Genomic DNA, 18,075 nt, shown 5'->3' on the forward strand with positions numbered 1-18,075 from the left:
TCCCCCCTTCGTTAATGACAGATGGAAAATTTTCCCTGATGGCAGCAAAGATTATTGACGGTAAAACGATTGCGCAGCAGGTGCGCTCTGAGGTTGCGGAAAAAGTTAAGGCCCGAGTAGCGGCCGGAAAACGCGCCCCTGGGCTTGCCGTTGTCCTGGTGGGCAGCAACCCTGCATCGCAAATTTATGTCGGCAGCAAGCGCAAAGCCTGCGAAGAGGTGGGCTTCGTCTCCCGCTCCTACGATCTGCCGGAAACCACATCAGAAGCCGAACTGCTGACGCTGATTGATACCCTGAACGCCGACACCACCATCGACGGTATTCTGGTGCAATTGCCGCTGCCCGCCGGTATTGATAATGTCAAAGTACTGGAACGTATCGATCCGGACAAAGACGTGGACGGCTTTCACCCTTACAACGTTGGCCGCCTGTGCCAGCGCGCGCCGCGTCTGCGTCCGTGCACCCCGCGCGGTATCGTGACGCTGCTGGAGCGCTATAACATCGACACCTACGGCCTGAACGCCGTGGTGATTGGCGCCTCCAACATCGTTGGTCGCCCAATGAGCATGGAGCTGCTGCTGGCCGGCTGCACCACCACCGTGACCCACCGCTTCACCAAAAATCTGCGCCACCACGTTGAGAACGCGGATCTGCTGATCGTCGCGGTCGGCAAGCCTGGCTTTATTCCAGGCGAGTGGATTAAAGAAGGTGCCATCGTCATTGATGTCGGGATTAATCGCCTTGAAAACGGTAAAGTAGTCGGCGATGTGGTGTTTGAAGATGCCGCCGCGCGCGCGTCTTACATCACCCCGGTACCGGGCGGCGTAGGTCCAATGACCGTCGCTACCCTGATTGAAAACACCTTACAGGCGTGTGAAGAGTATCACGACGTGGAGAAGGCATAAGATGGCAACATTTTCTTTGGGTAAGCATCCGCATGTGGAACTCTGTGACTTACTGAAGCTGGAAGGCTGGAGCGAAAGCGGCGCGCAGGCGAAAATCGCCATCGCCGACGGTCTGGTTAAAGTTGACGGTGCGGTGGAAACCCGCAAGCGCTGCAAAATTGTAGCCGGTCAAACCGTCAGCTTTGAAGGCCAGAACGTCACCGTGACGGCCTAAATACTGGCACAGCTGTAGGCCGGATAAGGCGTTATGCCGCCATCCGGCAATCTGCACCTTGATTGCCTGATGGCGTTTCGCTTATCAGGCCTACAAGACCCGCCTTGTTGTATGTCGACGCCGGGTCTCATCCCCTCCCCCCATTTTTCAGAATTACACCCTACTGCATTAATCCGCTCCAGCAACGATACTCTGTCATCCTCACGCTAAAACGGACTACAGATGCCAACGATTATTACCCACGCCGCCGTCCCGTTGTGCCTTGGTTTAGGGCTCGGAACCCGCGTTATTCCACCTCGTTTATTATTTACCGGCATTGTGCTGGCGATGCTGCCCGACGCCGATGTACTGGCCTTCAAATTTGGTATCGCCTACGGCAATATTTTCGGCCATCGCGGCTTTACCCATTCGCTGCTATTTGCCTTCGTAGTGCCCCTGCTCTGCGTCATAGTGGGTCGACGATGGTTTGGCGCGGGCCTAATGCGCTGCTGGCTGTTTTTAACCGTTTCGCTGTTGTCCCATAGCCTGCTGGACTCGATTACCACCGGAGGCAAAGGCGTGGGTTGGCTGTGGCCGTGGTCGGATGAACGATTTTTCGCACCGTGGCAGGTGATTAAGGTCGCGCCATTTGCGCTCTCGCGCTACAGCACGCCGTACGGGCATCAGGTGATTATTTCTGAGCTGCTGTGGGTGTGGTTGCCAGGTGTGGTGATGATGGGATGGTTATGGTGGCGACGTCGGTAAGAGTGTGAAGACCCGGCGTTGCTTTCGCTCAGCCGGGTTACGATTCGTGACTTACTTACGGCGCCAGGTGGTACCCTGTGGGCCATCTTCCAGCACGATACCCATCTCGTTGAGGCGGTCACGCGCAGCGTCGGCTGCCGCCCAGTCTTTAGCTTTACGTGCGTCCAGACGCTGCTGGATTAGCGCTTCGATTTCAGCGACTTCGCCGTCATCAGCCTGCGCGCCGCTTTGCAGGAACGCTTCGGGTTCCTGTTCCAGCAGGCCCAGCACCGCGGAGAGCTTACGCATATGCGACGCCAGCGCGTTGGCGGCATGCATATCTTCGCTCTTCAGGCGGTTCACTTCACGCGCCATATCAAACAGCGCGGAGTAAGCTTCCGGGGTGTTGAAATCGTCGTCCATCGCTTCGATAAAGCGCGCTTCGAACGCTTCGCCGCCCGCTGGCGCGACGGATTTGTCGGTACCGCGCAGCGCGGTGTACAGACGCTCCAGCGCGGAACGCGCCTGCTTGAGGTTCTCTTCGCTGTAGTTCAGTTGGCTACGGTAGTGGCCGGACATCAGGAAGTAGCGCACGGTTTCGGCGTCGTAGTACTTCAGCACGTCGCGCACGGTAAAGAAGTTGCCCAGCGATTTAGACATCTTCTCGCGGTCAACCATCACCATGCCGGAGTGCATCCAGTAGTTCACGTACTCGCCGTCGTGCGCACAGGTAGACTGCGCGATTTCGTTTTCATGGTGCGGGAACATCAGGTCAGAACCGCCGCCGTGAATATCGAAATGGTTGCCCAGCTGTTTGCAGTTCATCGCCGAACATTCGATGTGCCAGCCTGGACGGCCTTCGCCCCACGGGGATGGCCAGCTTGGTTCGCCCGCTTTGGACATTTTCCACAGCACGAAGTCCATTGGGTCGCGTTTTACGTCAACCACGTCAACGCGAGCACCGGCCTGCAGCTGATCCAGATCCTGGCGCGACAGCTTGCCGTAGCTTGGATCGGTTGGCACCGAGAACATCACGTCGCCGTTGTCCGCCACGTAGGCGTGACCTTTGGCAATCAGCTGTTCAGTGATTTCGATAATTTCATGGATATGGTGGGTTGCGCGAGGCTCGCTGTCCGGGCGCAGAATGTTCAGCGCGTCGAAGTCCTTGTGCATTTCGACGATCATGCGGTCGACCAACGCCACAAAACTTTCGCCGTTTTCGTTAGCGCGCTTGATGATTTTGTCGTCAATATCGGTGATGTTGCGCACGTACTTCAGCTTGTAGCCGAGGAAACGCAGGTAGCGTGCGACCACGTCAAAGGAGACGAAAGTACGGCCGTGGCCGATATGACAGAGATCGTAAACGGTGATACCACACACGTACATGCCAACTTCTCCGGCATGAATGGGCTTAAATTCCTCTTTCTGGCGAGTCATTGTGTTGAAGATTTTTAGCATCGAGAATTCCATGTTTACGTGTGTGAACCGGGCTTGCGCCTTAAACGGTATATTCTACCCATAATTCAACCCGGAAGCAGCACACAATGCAAGATGATCGCGCCGCCCGGTTATGCTATAACAGATGCCTATGTGCAGCCCACAGGCGGGCTGAAGCACCACTCTAAACGGAACAGGATGCAGAAATGGTTACTTTCCACACTAATCATGGCGACATCGTCATCAAAACCTTCGACGACAAAGCGCCGGAAACAGTTAAAAACTTCCTGGACTACTGCCGCGAAGGTTTCTACAACAACACCATCTTCCACCGTGTTATCAACGGTTTCATGATCCAGGGCGGCGGTTTTGAGCCAGGCATGAACCAGAAAACCACTAAAGAAGCTATCAAGAACGAAGCGAACAACGGTCTGAAAAACACCCGTGGTACGCTGGCAATGGCGCGTACTCAGGCTCCACACTCCGCTACCGCTCAGTTCTTCATCAACGTAGCAGACAACGACTTCCTGAACTTCTCTGGCGAAAGCCTGCAGGGTTGGGGCTACTGTGTCTTCGCCGAAGTGGTTGAAGGTATGGAAGTGGTCGACAAAATCAAAGCGGTCTCTACCGGTCGCAGCGGTATGCACCAGGACGTTCCTAAAGAAGACGTTATCATCGAAAGCGTAACCGTCAGCGAGTAATTGGTGGCGACACTCTTTATTGCAGACCTTCATCTGCAAACAGAAGAACCGGCGATTACCGCCGGTTTTCTGCGTTTTTTAGGCGGCGAAGCCCGTCATGCCGATGCGTTGTACATCTTAGGCGACCTGTTTGAAGCCTGGATTGGCGATGACGATCCTAACCCGCTGCATCGTGAGGTGGCCTCCGCCATCAAATCGCTGGTCGATTCTGGCGTTCCCTGCTACTTCATCCACGGCAACCGCGATTTTCTGGTCGGCAAGCGTTTTGCGACAGAAAGCGGGATGCAGCTGTTGCCTGAAGAGAAGGTGCTGGAGCTGTACGGCCGTCGCATTCTGATTATGCACGGCGACACCCTCTGTACGGATGACCCCGGCTATCTCGCCTTTCGTGCCAAAGTGCATACCCCGTGGATCCAGAAGCTGTTTCTCGCCCTGCCGCTGTTTATCCGCCACCGTATTGCCCAGAAGATGCGCAATGACAGCAAAGCTGCCAACAGCAGCAAGTCGATGGACATCATGGACGTGAACCTGCAGGCCGTCGTCGACGTGATGGAGAAACATCACGTGCAGTGGCTGATTCACGGGCATACCCATCGCCCGGATATCCATACTCTTGAGGCCAACGGCGACGCGGCGTTTCGCGCAGTGCTCGGTGCCTGGCATAGCGAAGGGTCGATGATCCGCGTCACCAAAGAAGACGTTACGCTTATCGCCTTCCCGTTTTAATTTTTCCCCCTTATTCCCCCGTCGCATGGCGACGCAACCGTTTTCCTTGCCCGTTTTCCGTGTTATTCTCTGTGGCCTCTAACGTCGTGTGCAGCACACCCACAGGAGTTTTAAGACGTATGTCTTCCCGCAATAATCCGGCACGTATCGCCATCGTGATGGGGTCCAAAAGCGACTGGGCTACCATGCAGTTCGCCACAGAAATCCTCGATATTCTGAACGTTCCTCACCATGTTGAAGTGGTTTCCGCCCACCGCACCCCCGATAAGCTGTTCAGCTTCGCCGAAACGGCAGAAGAGAACGGTTACCAGGTGATTATTGCCGGTGCTGGTGGTGCAGCGCATTTACCCGGAATGATTGCCGCGAAAACGCTGGTGCCGGTGCTCGGCGTACCGGTGCAGAGCGCTGCATTAAGCGGCGTAGACAGCCTCTACTCCATCGTACAAATGCCGCGCGGTATTCCGGTAGGGACGCTGGCTATCGGGAAAGCCGGTGCCGCGAACGCCGCCCTCCTCGCCGCACAGATCCTGGCTCAGCACGACGCAGAACTGCATCAGCGCCTTGCCGACTGGCGCAAAGCGCAAACCGATGAAGTGCTGGATAACCCAGACCCACGAGGTGTGGCATGAAGCAGGTCTGCGTGCTGGGCAACGGTCAGCTAGGCCGCATGCTGCGTCAGGCCGGCGAGCCGCTGGGCATTGCCGTCTGGCCGGTGGGCTTAGAAGCGGACCCGGCCGCCGTGCCGTTTCAGCAAAGCGTGATTACCGCAGAGATTGAACGTTGGCCGGAAACCGCACTGACTCGCGAACTGGCCGAGCACACCGCGTTTGTTAACCGCGACGTCTTCCCAATTATCGCCGACCGTCTGACGCAAAAGCAGCTGTTCGATAAGCTCAATTTGGCAACCGCCCCTTGGCAGTTGCTGGCAAGCGCCGACGAGTGGCCTGAGGTGTTCGGTCGCCTGGGCGAGCTGGCTATCGTCAAGCGCCGTACCGGCGGCTACGATGGCCGCGGCCAGTGGCGTCTGCGTCAAGATGACACCGCGCAACTGCCTGCCGAGTGCTACGGCGAATGCATCGTTGAGCAGGGCATTAACTTCTCCGGTGAAGTGTCGCTGGTGGGCGCGCGCGGCCATGACGGCAGCACCGTGTTCTATCCGCTGACCCATAACCTGCATCAGGACGGCATTCTGCGCATGAGCGTCGCTTTCCCGCAGGCGGACGCCCAGCAGCAGGCTCAGGCTGAAACCATGCTTGGCGCCATTATGCAGGAGCTGAACTACGTCGGCGTAATGGCGATGGAGTGCTTTATCACCCCTGCCGGATTGCTGATCAACGAGCTGGCACCACGCGTGCACAACAGCGGCCACTGGACGCAGAACGGCGCGTCCATCAGCCAGTTCGAGCTGCACCTGCGTGCGATTACCGACCTGCCATTGCCGCCACCGGTGGTGAACAGCCCGTCGGTGATGGTGAACCTGATTGGCACCGACCTGAACTATGACTGGCTGAAGCTGCCGCTGGTGCACCTGCACTGGTATGACAAAGAGGTGCGCGAGGGCCGCAAAGTGGGCCATCTGAACCTCAATGACAGCGACACCGGCCGCCTGAGCGCCACGCTGGAAGCGATGGTTCCCCTGCTGCCGCCGGAGTACGCAAGCGGTATCGCCTGGGCGCAATCACGCCTGAAATAAGCCTTAAATGCCGGGGAGAGTAACTTATCCTTCCCCGGCCCCCTCTCTGAAGCGTAAAATCCCGCCATAACCGCATGACCCCCACTTAGTTACAGAGGATTTCCCCATGGATAATGGGACGGATTACTGCGCCATTCTGCGCGCGGAAACGCCCATCATTGACGTGCGTGCCCCCGTCGAGTTTGCTCAGGGCGCGACGCCCGCCGCCGTCAATCTGCCGCTGATGAACGACGACGAACGCGCCGCAGTCGGCACCTGCTATAAACGTCAGGGGCCCGAAGCCGCAATGGCGCTGGGGCATAAACTGGTCTCCGGGCAGACGCGCCAGCAGCGCATTGATGCCTGGCTTGATGCCTGTCGTCGCATGCCGCAGGGCTATCTGTGCTGCGCACGCGGTGGCCAGCGCTCGCATATCACGCAGAGCTGGATCAAAGAGAACGGTCTTGATTACCCGCTGATCCTCGGCGGCTATAAAGCGCTGCGTCAGGCGGCGATTCAGGCCACCGAGGAACTGGTACGCCATCCGATCGTGCTGATCGGCGGCTGCACCGGTAACGGCAAAACGCCGCTGGTACGCCAGCAACCGTTGGGGATCGACCTTGAAGGACTCGCTCACCACCGCGGGTCATCGTTTGGCCGCACGTTAACGCCCCAATTTTCTCAGGCAACCTTTGAGAACCATCTCGCCACCGCATTGCTGAAAGGCGCGTATCAGCGAGAAAATGTTCGCTGGGTGCTGGAAGATGAAGGTCACATGATCGGCGCTAACCACCTGCCAGAGTGCCTGCGCGAACGCATGGCTCAGTCGCCGATCGCGGTAGTAGAAGATCCGTTCGATCTGCGCCTCGAGCGCCTGCGCGAAGAGTATTTCACCCATATGCATCACGACTTTACCGCCGCGTTTGGTGAAGAGAAAGGTTGGGAAGAGTACAGCGCTTATCTGCACCACGGCCTGTTCGCGATTCGTCGTCGCCTGGGGCTACAGCGCTTTGCCGAACTGACCGCCACGCTTGATGAGGCCCTGGCTGAACAGCAGCGTAGCGGTTCAACCGAGGCACATTTCGCCTGGCTGGTGCCGCTGCTCAACGAGTATTACGACCCGATGTACCGCTATCAGCTGGAGAAGAAGGCGGGCAAGATTGTGTTTCGGGGAACGTCGGAAGCGGTCACGCAGTGGCTGGCGGAAACTCGAGGGTAGGTCTGCTCCCATTCCCGGCGGCGCTGCGCTTGGCCGGGCTACACGGTTTGCAATACCGGTAAAGGGCGGCAATTGCCGCCCTTTTTGACGATTAGAAATCGTAACGCAGACGAACCAGGTTCATATCACCCAGGTCATCGGTGCTGGAGGTGAACACGTGTTCGTAGTCAACACGGAAACCGTAATCCAGCTGGAAGCTGATACCCACGCCGTTGTCGATGCGCTGGTAGTTGCGACCATTCACGTATTCAATACGGTCACCCATGAAGTATGGCTGAACGGATTTAAGCGCGTACTGACCCACTGGGATTTTGTAGCCCGCGAAGTATTCCACGCCCCACGCATCGCCCGCGAAGTAGTCATGTACGGAAGATTTTTTAGTGGTCATGAAGTTCTGGTACCAGCCGCCGCCGAGGGAGAAGGTCCAGTTGTCCGGCGTCCAGCTCAGCGCGGTACCCAGGATGTTCTGATCGTAGGTTTTGCTTTCGCTGTTGTAGGTGGTGTTCATGTCAGCACGGGTGTAGTTCCATGCCGTACCCCAGCTCAGATCGTCGGTGATGTGGTAATCCACGCCCAGTGAACCGCCGCCTTTACGTTTGTACAGCAGGCCGTTGTTCAGGTTCAGATCATCGTTGAACAGGTAAGAAGCGTAGAGGTCTACATCACCTACGGTTTTCTTATACTTCAGTGACTTACGAGTACGGTAAGAACCATCGTAGTCACCGTTGATACCGTTACCTGGCGCCTGACCAATCATGTCATAGTCCCAGATATCGGTTTTCGCACCGACTACATCATAGTAGATGCTGTTCTGTTGACCGAAGGTCAGCGTACCCCAGGTATCGCTCTTCAGGCCGGTGTAGAGCATACGACGGGTGGTGTCGTTCGCACCTTCCGCGTAGTGGTTATCCCAGTCAAAGACCGCTGGAATGTTGACACCCAGCTCGTAGTAGCTGACCCAGCTGATGTCATCAAACAGGTAGTAGTCAGCAGCGAAACGGAAACGGGTGCCGCCGTCAAAGCCATTACGTTTGTAAGAGCCTTTGTCGCCGTCACCGGTCATCATGTTGAACTGCGGACGAATACTACCGCCCACGGTGAAGTTCAGACGGCTCAGCGGGTTACCAGCCTGAGGATCCTGCTTGAGCAGGGTAATTTCAGCCTGGGATGCGAAAGACGTCAATGCCACTGCAGCGCCGATCGAGATCGCCAGCGCTTTCATTTTTATAGTCATTATTTTTCCTTGATAGATTACGCGCCATCTATTTGGCAAATAAATCTTATCGTTTATTAATAAATTGCACCTGACTGATTTTTAATGAAACGTGCGACTTAGCGCAGCAGAATTACCGAATGGTGCCCTAATGCGGGCAAACCGATGAAAGGATGAGCAATTTTGTGGGGCGGAGAGAAACCCGGCGGCGCTGCGCTTGGCCGGGCTACGGGTCATAAGTAGCCCGGCCAAGCGCAGCGCCGCCGGGGAAATGGCTAGCTTGAAAACTGACGGAACAGCGCCCTGCCCTTAAGCAGACGCAACCCCAATCCCCCGCCACACAGCGATAGCAGCAGCGCCCCGCACAGCGGTAGCGCCACCCACAGCCGCCAGTCCGGTGACCATGGGAAATCAAACACCTTCGTTTGCAGCATCGCCAGTGCGGTCTCCGCGCCGATGGCCGCCACCAAACCGGAAATCGCCCCCAGCAGAGCAAACTCGGCCCACAGCGTCATACGCAGCAGCGACTTTCCGGCACCAAGCGTACGATAAACCACCAGCTCCTGATGACGCTGACGCATGCCAACCTGAACCTGTGCCAGCAGCAACAGCACACCGCAGGCGGTGACCAGCACCACCATTACCTCCAGCGCCCGGCTAACCTGCGCCAGCACCTGGCCAACCTGTTTTAAGATAGCGCCAATATCCAGCAGGCTCACCGTCGGGAACTCGCGGTTAAGCTGAGTCAGCAGCGTCGTGCCGTGGTCCCAGCGGAAGCTGGTGAGCCAGCTCTGCGGCTGGCCGTCCAGCGCGCCATCCGGGAAGATAAAGAAGAAGTTCGGCCGCAGGCTTTCCCAATCCACCTTACGAATGCTGCTCACCTTCGCGGTAAAGTCCTGAGTATCCCCGGTGAAGGTCACGCTATCGCCAAGGCCAATGTTCAGCCGCTGCGCCAGTCCTTCCTCAATAGAAACCTCCCCCGCTTTCGGCGGCCAGACGCCCACTACCAGCGGGTTATGCTGCGGCCGTTGGTTTTGCCAGGTAAGGTTCAGCTCGCGGTTCAGCGATTCATCTTTATTACCTTCAGTGCTGTGACCGTTAATCTGGGTGAGGCGCGCGCGGACGATCGGGTAGAACGCCGCCGGGATCACCTGATGCTCAGCCAGGAAGGTTTTCACCTCACTGACCTGTTCCGGGGCAATATTAATGAGGAAGTAGTTCGGGCTTTCCGGCGGTAGCTGCTGTTGCCAGCGATCCAGCAGATCGCCGCGCAACACCAGCAGCAGCGCCAGTAACATAAATGAGAGCGAGAACGCCGCCAGCTGGCTGAGCGTCGACCACGGCTGACGCAGCAGACGGTTCACCGCCAGACGCAGCGGCAGCGCACGGAGAGTGAGGCGCTTCAACACTTTCAGCAGCAGCCAGCCCACCAGCCCGCACAGCGCCGCCAGCACCACCGCCCCCGCCAGCACTGACCACAGTAACGGGCTACCGCCCATCAGCCATGCCAGCAACACCACGGTGACGATACAGACCAGCGGCAGGTAGATTTTCAGCGGCCAGACGTTGGCGACGATATCCTGACGCAGCACACGCAGCGGCTGGGTTGCCAGCAGCAGGCGGTACGGACGTAACCCAACCAGCAGCGAAATCACCGTCATTGACCCCACTGCCCATAGCCACGGCCAGGCGCTGGCAGCAGGTAACGCCGCCGGTAGCACCGGTTTGAGCAACGTCAGCAGAAGCGATTCAAACAACAGCCCCATCGCACCGCCCGCCAGCGCCGAAAGCGCCAGCAACAGTACCCACTGGCCGATAATCAGCTTACGCAGCTGCGCCCGCCCGGCCCCTAAGGTTTTCAGCACCGCCACCAGATCGTAGCGGCTGCGGCAGTAATGCCCCATTGCCACCGCCACGGCGGCTACCGCCAGCAGCAGCGTCAGCAGCGCCGAGAGCAGCAGGAACTGCTGGGAACGCTGTAGTGATTTGCCCAACGCGCCATCGTCCTGCTCCGGGCTAATCCAGCGATGCTCCGGCTTGAGCTGCGGCAGCAGCCAGCTTTCATAGCTGGCAAGCTGTGCGGGGGTTCCGGCAAATTTATAGCTCCAGCTTACCCGGCTCCCGGGCTGCACGGCGCCGGTTTTCGCCACGTCGGCCAGGTTCATCATCAGCCGGGGCGCCATCTGGAACGGGTTAAACCCGCTGTCAGGCTCCTGCACCACTTCACCGGCAATACGCAGCGTGGCATCGCCAACGTCAATGTTATCCCCGGTTTTCAGATTCAGCAGCGCCATCAGGCGGGGAGCCAGCAGCACCGTTCCCGCCTGCGGTTTCAGGCCAGCCGGTGCGGTTTGCAGGTCGCCGTACAGCGGGTAGCTGTCGTCCACCGCCTTCACGTCGGCAAGCTGCGGCGTATCCCCCGCCCAGGTCATGGTCGAGAAGTTTATCTGCTCGCCCACCGTTAACCCCTGCGAGCGCGCCCGTTCAATCCACTGCGTCGGCACCTCACGCGAGCTGCGCAGCGCCCGGTCGCCCGCCATATATTCACGGCTTTGTTGGTTGAGCCCTTTGTCCATGCGGTCACTGATGCTGCCCAGCGCCAGCACGCAGGCCACCGCCAGGCTCAGCGCCAGCCAGACAATCAGCAGCGACGGCGAGCGCCACTCCCGCCAGAACCAGCGTAAAATCATGCCTCCTCCCGTAGCTGCCCGTCGACCAGCCGCAGTCGTCGGTCGCAGCGCGCGGCAAGCTGCGCATCGTGGGTGACCAGAATCAATGTGGTGCCGTGTTCACGGTTGAGTGAGAACAACAGGTCGGCGATTTTATCCCCGGTCTGACGGTCGAGGTTGCCGGTCGGTTCGTCGGCAAACAGCAGATCCGGCCGGCCGTTAAAGGCGCGCGCCAGCGCCACGCGCTGCTGCTCGCCGCCGGAAAGCTGCGCCGGAAGATGGTGCAGACGCTTGCCCAGCCCCAATTGTTCCAGCAGCGCCTTTGCCCCCTGGCGGCTTTGCCCATCGCTTTCCCCACGCAGCAGCGCGGGCAGCTCGACGTTCTCCAGCGCATTCAACGTTGGGATCAGCATGAAAGACTGGAAAACGAAGCCGATATGCTGGGCCCGCAGACGCGCTCGCGCCTCTTCATCGAGCTTATCCAGCGGATGACCCAGCAGCTTCACCTCGCCGCTGCTGCCATCGTCCAGCCCGGCCAGAATTGCCAGCAGCGTCGACTTTCCGGAGCCCGACTCGCCAATCAAAGCAAGGGTTTGCGCCGGTTTGACAATCAGGTTAACTCCGGTAAGGATGGAAAGCTCATGCTCCCCCTGACCGACGGATTTCTTAAGATGATGCACTTCAAGTACGTTTTCCGCTGGCATTTGCCTGTCCTGTTTTTGATTCTGTTTAGCCTGCGCGCCGCGGCGGCGGACACGCTGTTAGTGCTTGGCGACAGCCTTAGCGCGGGCTATCGCATGGCGGCCAATACGGCCTGGCCGGCGCTGTTGAACAATAAATGGCAGCCTGACATCACGGTGGTGAACGCCAGTATTAGCGGCGATACCTCAGACCAGGGGCTGGCACGACTGCCCGCGCTGCTTCAACAGCATAAACCGCAATGGGTGCTGGTTGAACTCGGTGGCAACGATGGCCTGCGCGGTTTTCAACCACAGCAAACCGAGAAAACGCTGCGTACTATTTTGCAGCAGGTAAAGGCCACCCATGCCCAACCGTTATTAATGCAAATTCGTCTGCCAGCAAACTACGGACGCCGCTATAATGAGGCGTTCAGCGCTGTATATCCGCGGCTCGCCAGCGAGTTTTCTATCCCACTGCTGCCCTTCTTCATGGAAGAGGTCTATCTCAAGCCGCAGTGGATGCAGGATGATGGCATTCATCCCAATCGTGACGCCCAGCCGTTTATTGCTGACTGGATGGCGACACGCCTGGCTCCATTAGTTAATCACGATGCCGGAAAGTAAAGCGGTGTCTTCAGGTAAAGTTATGCAAAAATCGGTCTTAATTACAGGATGTTCCAGCGGGATTGGCCTCGAAAGCGCGTTAGAACTGAAACGCCAGGGCTTTCGCGTACTGGCCGCCTGCCGCAAACCCGATGATGTGAAGCGCATGAACGGCATGGGGTTTACCGGAATATTGCTCGACCTCGACAGCCCGGAAAGCGTCGATAACGCCGCGGAGCAGGTCATCGCCCTGACCAATAACCGCCTGTTTGGCCTGTTTAATAACGCCGGATATGGCGTCTATGGGCCGCTAGAGAGCATTAGTCGTGCACAAATGGTGCAACAGTTTTCCGCCAACTTTTTCGGCGTCCACCAGCTCACCATGCGCCTGCTGCCGGCGATGATCCCGCACGGCGAAGGCCGTATTGTCATGACCTCATCGGTGATGGGTTTGATTTCTACGCCGGGTCGTGGCGCCTATGCCGCCAGCAAATATGCGCTGGAAGCCTGGTCCGACGCCCTGCGCATGGAGCTGCGCCATACGGGTGTGAAGGTGAGCCTGATTGAACCCGGCCCGATTCGCACCCGCTTTACGGAAAATGTTAACCAGACCAGCGATAAACCGGTTGAGAACCCCGGCATCGCCGCGCGCTTTACCCTCGGCCCGGATGCAGTGGTGGAGAAAGTTCGCCATGCGTTTATCAGCGATAAACCGAAGCTGCGCTATCCGGTCACCCTGGTCACCCACGCGGTAGGCTGGCTGAAACGCCTGCTGCCCGGGCGCGCGATGGACAAAATTCTGCAGGGCTAAGTTGAAGCCGACGCTTTTGCCCCCATCTCGAATACAAACCGACTACAGAGAAAGACTTATGTCCGTACAGAATATCGTCAACATTACCGAAGCTAACCTTCACCAGACGCTGGAACAGTCCGTCACTACGCCGATACTGTTCTACTTCTGGTCCGAACGTAGCCAGCACTGCCTGGAGCTGACGCCGGTGCTGGAAAATCTGGCCGCGCAGTACAACGGTCAGTTTATTCTGGCGAAAGTGGATTGCGACGCTGAGCAAATGGTCGCTTCACAGTTTGGCCTGCGCGCCATCCCGACCGTTTATCTGTTCCAGAACGGCCAGCCGGTTGACGGCTTCCAGGGCCCGCAGCCGGAAGAGGCGATTCGCGCTCTGCTTGATAAAGTGCTGCCGCGTGAAGAAGAGCTGAAAGCGCAGCAAGCGCTGGCACTGATTCAGGAAGGCAATCACGCCGAGGCGCTGCCGCTGCTGAAAGATGCCTGGCAGCTCTCCGGTCATGACAGCCAGATTGGCCTGCTGCTGGCGGAAACGCAGATTGCGCTTAACCGTTCAGAAGATGCAGAAGCAGTGCTGAAAACCATTCCGTTGCAGGATCAGGACACTCGTTATCAGGGGCTGGTTGCGCAGATTGAGCTGCTGAAGCAAGCGGCAGATACACCGGAAATTCAGCAGTTACAGCAGGAAGTGGATGCTAACCCGGACGACGCGGCGCTGGCCTCGAAGCTGGCGCTTCAGCTGCATCAGGTGGGCCGTAACGAAGAGGCGCTGGAGCTGCTCTTCAGCCACCTGCGTAAAGATTTAGGTGCGGCGGACGGCCAAGCGCGCAAGATGCTGCAGGAAATTCTGGCGGCGCTCGGTACCGGTGATGCGTTGGCGTCGAAGTATCGTCGTCAGCTGTATTCGCTGCTGTACTAACGGTGCTTCCCCGGCGGCGCTGCGCTTGGCCGGGCTACGAAACTGCTGTACTGACGAAACGGGCGCTTAATCTGCCGTTCGTCGCCCGGACGAAGCGCAACGCGCTGACTCCGGGGAATCCCCGGCGGCGCTTCGCTTGGCCGGGCTACGAAACGGCGACATCATTATTTATGTCCGGTTTTTCAACTGCGTCACCACCAGCTGGTGGCGAGCGTTGTAAAACTTCCTGTAGGTCAGATAACAGGCAATGATGGTCGACAGGCTGGCGGTTGAGAGCAGCATAAACGTCACCATAATCTGATACTTAATCGCTTTTACCGGGTCGATACCGGCAAAAATCAGCCCAGACATCATCCCCGGCAAACTCACCAACCCCACGGTTTTCGCCGAATCAACGGTTGGGATCAGCGACGCGCGAATACTTTCGCGAATCAACCGCGCCGACGCCATTTTTGGCGTTGCCCCCAGGCTCAGCTTCTCCTGAATCTGCTGCTGCTCGGCGCTAAAACGCTGCCCCAAATTGTTGTAGCACAGCCCCACCGCAATCATTGCGTTACCGGCGATCATCCCGGAAATCGGGATCACCTGCATCGGTACAAAGGCAATTGAGCCGGAGAACACCAGCACTGCCAGCGTCAGCCCCGCGCCGGTGGTAATGGCGATAAACGATGACACAAACGCTTTATCGATATATTTGCTACGCTTTTGCGCGTTGTACGCGGCGTTGAAACAGATAAACAGCACCATGCACAGCGTCAGCACCGCGTGGTTAACGTTGAAGATATACTTCAACACGTAGCCGACGATAATCAGCTGCACCACCGCCCGACAGATGCTCCAGATAATATCTTTTTCCAGCGCCAGCTTTTCCCGGTAGCTCACCAGAATGGCAACCAGTACCAGCACCATCGACAGCGCCAGCGACTGGTTAGTAATGATATGTTCGTTATTCATTGCCCGCCTCCATATGCGAAGGCAGCGTCACCACTTCATCCGCATGGCTAATTTCATCTTTATCGTGGGTCACCCACAGCACGGCAACCTGCTGCTCACGCACGTACTGATGAATAATCTCGTTCACGTTCTTTTTATTTTGTTCGTCCAGCGCGCTGGTAATTTCATCCAGCAGCAGCACCTTGGGTAAAAATTGCAGGTTACGAATGAGGGATACCCGCTGCTTTTCCCCGCCGGAGAGATCGTTAATTGATTTCGACAGCGTTTCTTCCGGCAGGCCAAAGCGCGCCAGCTGGGTCAGAAAACGATCCGGTTCAGGATTTTTATTGCGAATCTGCCACGGGAAAATAAAGTTGTCGTAAACCGTATCGCCAAACAACGCCGGAGTTTGTGCACAGTAGGAAACCTGCTGGCGATAAGCTTCCGGGGTTAATGCGTTGATATCCTGGCCTTCAAATAGAATCTTCCCATCGGCGGGTGAAAGCAGCGAGGCGATAATTTTTAATAAGGTGCTTTTGCCGCAGCCGGAGGGCCCGGTAATCAGCTTAAACTCACCGGGGGCCACGCTTAAATTAATCTTATCAAGGACCGTTTTCTCTCCAATATGAAAGCTCACCTGCTCAAGCTGTAAAATCGCGCTATTTTCCTTCATTGCTTTATTTTGTCCTGAAGCTGACTTTTGTGGCTCTAGTGTAACCCCTATTTATTTCAGGGGGCGAATTTCCCCTACATAGCCGATATACTTGAACAGGTTACGGACAGTTAAACAGGAGGTTTTATGCTGATATTTATCCCGGTTCTTATCTTCGTCGCGCTGGTGATTGTCGCAGCGGGCGTCAAAGTTGTACCGCAGGGCTACCAGTGGACGGTCGAACGTTTTGGCCGCTACACCAAAACGCTGCATCCAGGGTTAAGCCTGGTGGTGCCGTTTATGGATCGCATCGGTCGAAAAATCAATATGATGGAGCAGGTGCTCGATATTCCTTCCCAGGAAGTCATCTCTAAAGATAACGCCAACGTCTCGATTGATGCCGTTTGCTTTATTCAGGTGATTGACGCGCCAAAAGCGGCCTATGAGGTCAGCAACCTTGAACTCGCCATCATCAACCTGACGATGACCAACATTCGTACCGTACTAGGCTCAATGGAGCTCGACGAAATGCTCTCCCAGCGTGACAACATCAACACGCGCCTGCTGCATATCGTCGATGAAGCGACCAATCCGTGGGGGATCAAAATCACCCGTATCGAGATTCGCGACGTGCGTCCACCGGCAGAGCTTATCGACGCCATGAACGCGCAGATGAAAGCCGAACGTACCAAGCGCGCCTATATTCTCGAAGCGGAGGGGATTCGCCAGGCGCAAATTGTTAAAGCCGAAGGTGAAAAACAGGCGCAGATCCTCACCGCAGAAGGTGAGCGTCAGTCGGCGTTCCTGCAGGCGGAAGCGCGTGAACGTTCAGCGCAGGCAGAAGCCACGGCAACCAAGATGGTGTCCGAGGCGATTGCCGCCGGTGACATTCAGGCGGTGAACTACTTCGTGGCGCAGAAATACACCGATGCGCTGCAGCAGATTGGCTCTGCCAATAACAGCAAAGTCGTGATGATGCCGCTGGATGCCAGCAGCCTGATGGGTTCAATCGCCGGGATCGCCGAGCTGATTAAAGACAGCGCCAGCGAACGGAAATCATCATGATTGCCCTGGTGCTCACGCACCCGCATCTCTTCTGGCTGAGCCTGGGCGGCCTGCTGCTGGCGGCAGAAATGCTTGGCGGCAGCGGTTACCTGCTGTGGAGCGGCGTGGCGGCGGCGGTCACTGGCATCATCACCTGGCTGCTACCTATCGGCTGGGAGTGGCAAGGCACGCTTTTTGCCGTGCTTACGCTGCTGGCAGCCTGGCTATGGTGGAAGTGGTTGAGCCGCCGCACAAACCGTCAGCGCCCGGCTGAAGGCCAGCTTAACCAACGCGGGCAACAGCTGCTGGGCCAGCGCTTTACGCTGGATAACGCTCTGGTTAACGGTCGCGGTCATATGCGGGTCGGCGACAGCTCCTGGCCGGTTGCCGCCGATGACGACCTGCCCGCCGGTAGCAAAGTAGAAGTGATTGCGGTGGAAGGGATCGTCCTGCGAGTCAGGCTCTCCCCTCCTCGCTAATCGTCAGGCCTGGGTTTTACGGTGACAGCAGCCGGAAAGATTATCAATAATCGGACAATCGGCGCTGTCATCCCCCGGGCAGGACGCTGCCAGCGAAAGAAGCTGATCGCGCATCGCCTGCAGGTCGCTGATATGGCGCTCAATATCCGCCACCTTTTGCAGCGTATAAGCCTTCACATCCGCGCTATGGCGCTTTGGATCGTTAAACAGATTCACCAGCTCGCCGCACTCTTCGAGATTAAACCCAACCTGTCGTGCCTGACGCAGTAGCGTAAACTCATCAAGGTGTTTCTGCGTGTAGCTACGGTAGCCGTTTTCACTGCGCAGCGGCGGCGTGACCAGCCCCTTCTCTTCATAAAAGCGAATCGCTTTGCTGGTTAAGCCGGTTTTTTTGGCAACATCACTGATATTCACATTTCCCCCTTGACCTTCCCCTTGCTGGAAGGTTTAACCTTCACAACTGTAGACCATAAGCTGAATT

Annotated in this window: 20 protein-coding genes; 13 read left to right on the forward strand and 7 right to left on the reverse strand. The window is 57.3% G+C overall.

The window, feature by feature from the left end:
* Positions 1 to 38: 38 nt before the first annotated feature.
* The 3 genes from folD to ACLGE8_RS02540 all read left to right on the forward strand — a co-directional run bounded on the left by folD (position 39) and on the right by ACLGE8_RS02540 (position 1,863).
* On the forward strand, positions 39 to 905 hold the full coding sequence (gene folD / locus ACLGE8_RS02530; RefSeq protein ID WP_410996201.1) for a bifunctional methylenetetrahydrofolate dehydrogenase/methenyltetrahydrofolate cyclohydrolase FolD: 867 nt from the start codon (positions 39 to 41) through the stop codon (positions 903 to 905).
* A gap of 1 nt (position 906) precedes the next feature.
* Entirely contained in the window at positions 907 to 1,119 is a 213-nt protein-coding gene (ybcJ, locus tag ACLGE8_RS02535; protein WP_035891785.1) for a ribosome-associated protein YbcJ, read from the forward strand.
* A 222-nt stretch (positions 1,120 to 1,341) separates the two neighbouring features.
* Complete coding sequence (locus ACLGE8_RS02540; protein ID WP_410996203.1) at positions 1,342 to 1,863, forward strand: metal-dependent hydrolase; 522 nt, start codon at positions 1,342 to 1,344, stop codon at positions 1,861 to 1,863.
* Positions 1,864 to 1,914: 51 nt separating this feature from the next.
* On the opposite strand, the gene cysS is transcribed toward ACLGE8_RS02540, so the two are convergent.
* Positions 1,915 to 3,300 carry a cysteine--tRNA ligase gene (gene cysS / locus ACLGE8_RS02545; RefSeq protein ID WP_395595545.1) on the reverse strand — a complete coding sequence of 462 codons (1,386 nt, stop codon included), beginning with the start codon at positions 3,298 to 3,300 and terminating at the stop codon, positions 1,915 to 1,917.
* A gap of 185 nt (positions 3,301 to 3,485) precedes the next feature.
* Here cysS and ppiB point away from each other — a divergent pair, with 185 nt between their 5' ends.
* From ppiB to mnmH, 5 genes are all read left to right on the forward strand, one after another.
* Complete coding sequence (gene ppiB / locus ACLGE8_RS02550; protein ID WP_410996205.1) at positions 3,486 to 3,980, forward strand: peptidylprolyl isomerase B; 495 nt, start codon at positions 3,486 to 3,488, stop codon at positions 3,978 to 3,980.
* 3 nt (positions 3,981 to 3,983) lie between these two features.
* On the forward strand, positions 3,984 to 4,706 hold the full coding sequence (gene lpxH, locus ACLGE8_RS02555) for a UDP-2,3-diacylglucosamine diphosphatase (RefSeq protein WP_410996207.1): 723 nt from the start codon (positions 3,984 to 3,986) through the stop codon (positions 4,704 to 4,706).
* 119 nt (positions 4,707 to 4,825) lie between these two features.
* Positions 4,826 to 5,335, forward strand: a complete 510-nt coding sequence (purE, locus tag ACLGE8_RS02560; RefSeq protein ID WP_410996209.1) for a 5-(carboxyamino)imidazole ribonucleotide mutase — start codon at positions 4,826 to 4,828, stop codon at positions 5,333 to 5,335.
* Complete coding sequence (gene purK / locus ACLGE8_RS02565) at positions 5,332 to 6,399, forward strand: 5-(carboxyamino)imidazole ribonucleotide synthase (RefSeq protein WP_410996211.1); 1,068 nt, start codon at positions 5,332 to 5,334, stop codon at positions 6,397 to 6,399. Before purE ends, purK begins: the two co-directional genes overlap by 4 nt.
* 106 nt (positions 6,400 to 6,505) lie before the next feature.
* Positions 6,506 to 7,597, forward strand: coding sequence for a tRNA 2-selenouridine(34) synthase MnmH (gene mnmH / locus ACLGE8_RS02570; RefSeq protein WP_410996213.1), 1,092 nt, complete (start codon positions 6,506 to 6,508; stop codon positions 7,595 to 7,597).
* A 91-nt stretch (positions 7,598 to 7,688) separates the two neighbouring features.
* Here the strand turns inward: mnmH and ACLGE8_RS02575 are convergent, their stop codons facing one another.
* From ACLGE8_RS02575 to ybbA, 3 genes are all read right to left on the reverse strand, one after another.
* Entirely contained in the window at positions 7,689 to 8,831 is a 1,143-nt protein-coding gene (locus tag ACLGE8_RS02575; RefSeq protein WP_333495110.1) for a porin, read from the reverse strand.
* 254 nt (positions 8,832 to 9,085) lie between these two features.
* Positions 9,086 to 11,500, reverse strand: a complete 2,415-nt coding sequence (gene ybbP / locus ACLGE8_RS02580) for a putative ABC transporter permease subunit YbbP (protein WP_410996215.1) — start codon at positions 11,498 to 11,500, stop codon at positions 9,086 to 9,088.
* On the reverse strand, positions 11,497 to 12,183 hold the full coding sequence (ybbA, locus tag ACLGE8_RS02585) for a putative ABC transporter ATP-binding protein YbbA (protein WP_185667078.1): 687 nt from the start codon (positions 12,181 to 12,183) through the stop codon (positions 11,497 to 11,499). The genes ybbP and ybbA overlap by 4 nt, the downstream gene beginning before the upstream one ends.
* Here ybbA and tesA point away from each other — a divergent pair.
* From tesA to ACLGE8_RS02600, 3 genes are read left to right on the forward strand one after another with little or no spacing between them, the layout of a single operon-like run.
* Entirely contained in the window at positions 12,151 to 12,783 is a 633-nt protein-coding gene (gene tesA, locus ACLGE8_RS02590; RefSeq protein WP_410996217.1) for a multifunctional acyl-CoA thioesterase I/protease I/lysophospholipase L1, read from the forward strand. The genes ybbA and tesA overlap by 33 nt on opposite strands.
* Positions 12,770 to 13,573: an SDR family oxidoreductase gene (locus ACLGE8_RS02595; protein WP_223883158.1), complete on the forward strand. Its 804-nt coding sequence runs from the start codon at positions 12,770 to 12,772 to the stop codon at positions 13,571 to 13,573. The genes tesA and ACLGE8_RS02595 overlap by 14 nt, the downstream gene beginning before the upstream one ends.
* 58 nt (positions 13,574 to 13,631) lie before the next feature.
* Complete coding sequence (locus tag ACLGE8_RS02600) at positions 13,632 to 14,486, forward strand: co-chaperone YbbN (protein ID WP_410996219.1); 855 nt, start codon at positions 13,632 to 13,634, stop codon at positions 14,484 to 14,486.
* Between the two features lie 168 nt (positions 14,487 to 14,654).
* Here the strand turns inward: ACLGE8_RS02600 and fetB are convergent, their stop codons facing one another.
* Together fetB and fetA are read right to left on the reverse strand one after the other, a co-directional pair.
* On the reverse strand, positions 14,655 to 15,440 hold the full coding sequence (fetB, locus tag ACLGE8_RS02605; RefSeq protein ID WP_410996221.1) for an iron efflux ABC transporter permease subunit FetB: 786 nt from the start codon (positions 15,438 to 15,440) through the stop codon (positions 14,655 to 14,657).
* Positions 15,433 to 16,092: an iron efflux ABC transporter ATP-binding subunit FetA gene (fetA, locus tag ACLGE8_RS02610; protein ID WP_410996223.1), complete on the reverse strand. Its 660-nt coding sequence runs from the start codon at positions 16,090 to 16,092 to the stop codon at positions 15,433 to 15,435. The genes fetB and fetA overlap by 8 nt, the downstream gene beginning before the upstream one ends.
* A gap of 126 nt (positions 16,093 to 16,218) precedes the next feature.
* Here fetA and ACLGE8_RS02615 point away from each other — a divergent pair, with 126 nt between their 5' ends.
* Both ACLGE8_RS02615 and ACLGE8_RS02620 read left to right on the forward strand, forming a co-directional pair.
* Positions 16,219 to 17,136 carry an SPFH domain-containing protein gene (locus tag ACLGE8_RS02615; protein WP_035891812.1) on the forward strand — a complete coding sequence of 306 codons (918 nt, stop codon included), beginning with the start codon at positions 16,219 to 16,221 and terminating at the stop codon, positions 17,134 to 17,136.
* A complete protein-coding gene (locus tag ACLGE8_RS02620) occupies positions 17,133 to 17,594 on the forward strand; it encodes an NfeD family protein (protein ID WP_410996224.1) in 462 nt (153 codons plus the stop codon). Before ACLGE8_RS02615 ends, ACLGE8_RS02620 begins: the two co-directional genes overlap by 4 nt.
* Positions 17,595 to 17,597: 3 nt before the next feature.
* On the opposite strand, the gene cueR is transcribed toward ACLGE8_RS02620, so the two are convergent.
* Positions 17,598 to 18,008, reverse strand: coding sequence for a Cu(I)-responsive transcriptional regulator (cueR, locus tag ACLGE8_RS02625; RefSeq protein ID WP_185667085.1), 411 nt, complete (start codon positions 18,006 to 18,008; stop codon positions 17,598 to 17,600).
* Positions 18,009 to 18,075 lie beyond the last annotated feature (67 nt).

Source organism: Kluyvera sp. 142486 (assembly GCF_046569695.1).
Lineage (GTDB): Bacteria > Pseudomonadota > Gammaproteobacteria > Enterobacterales > Enterobacteriaceae > Kluyvera.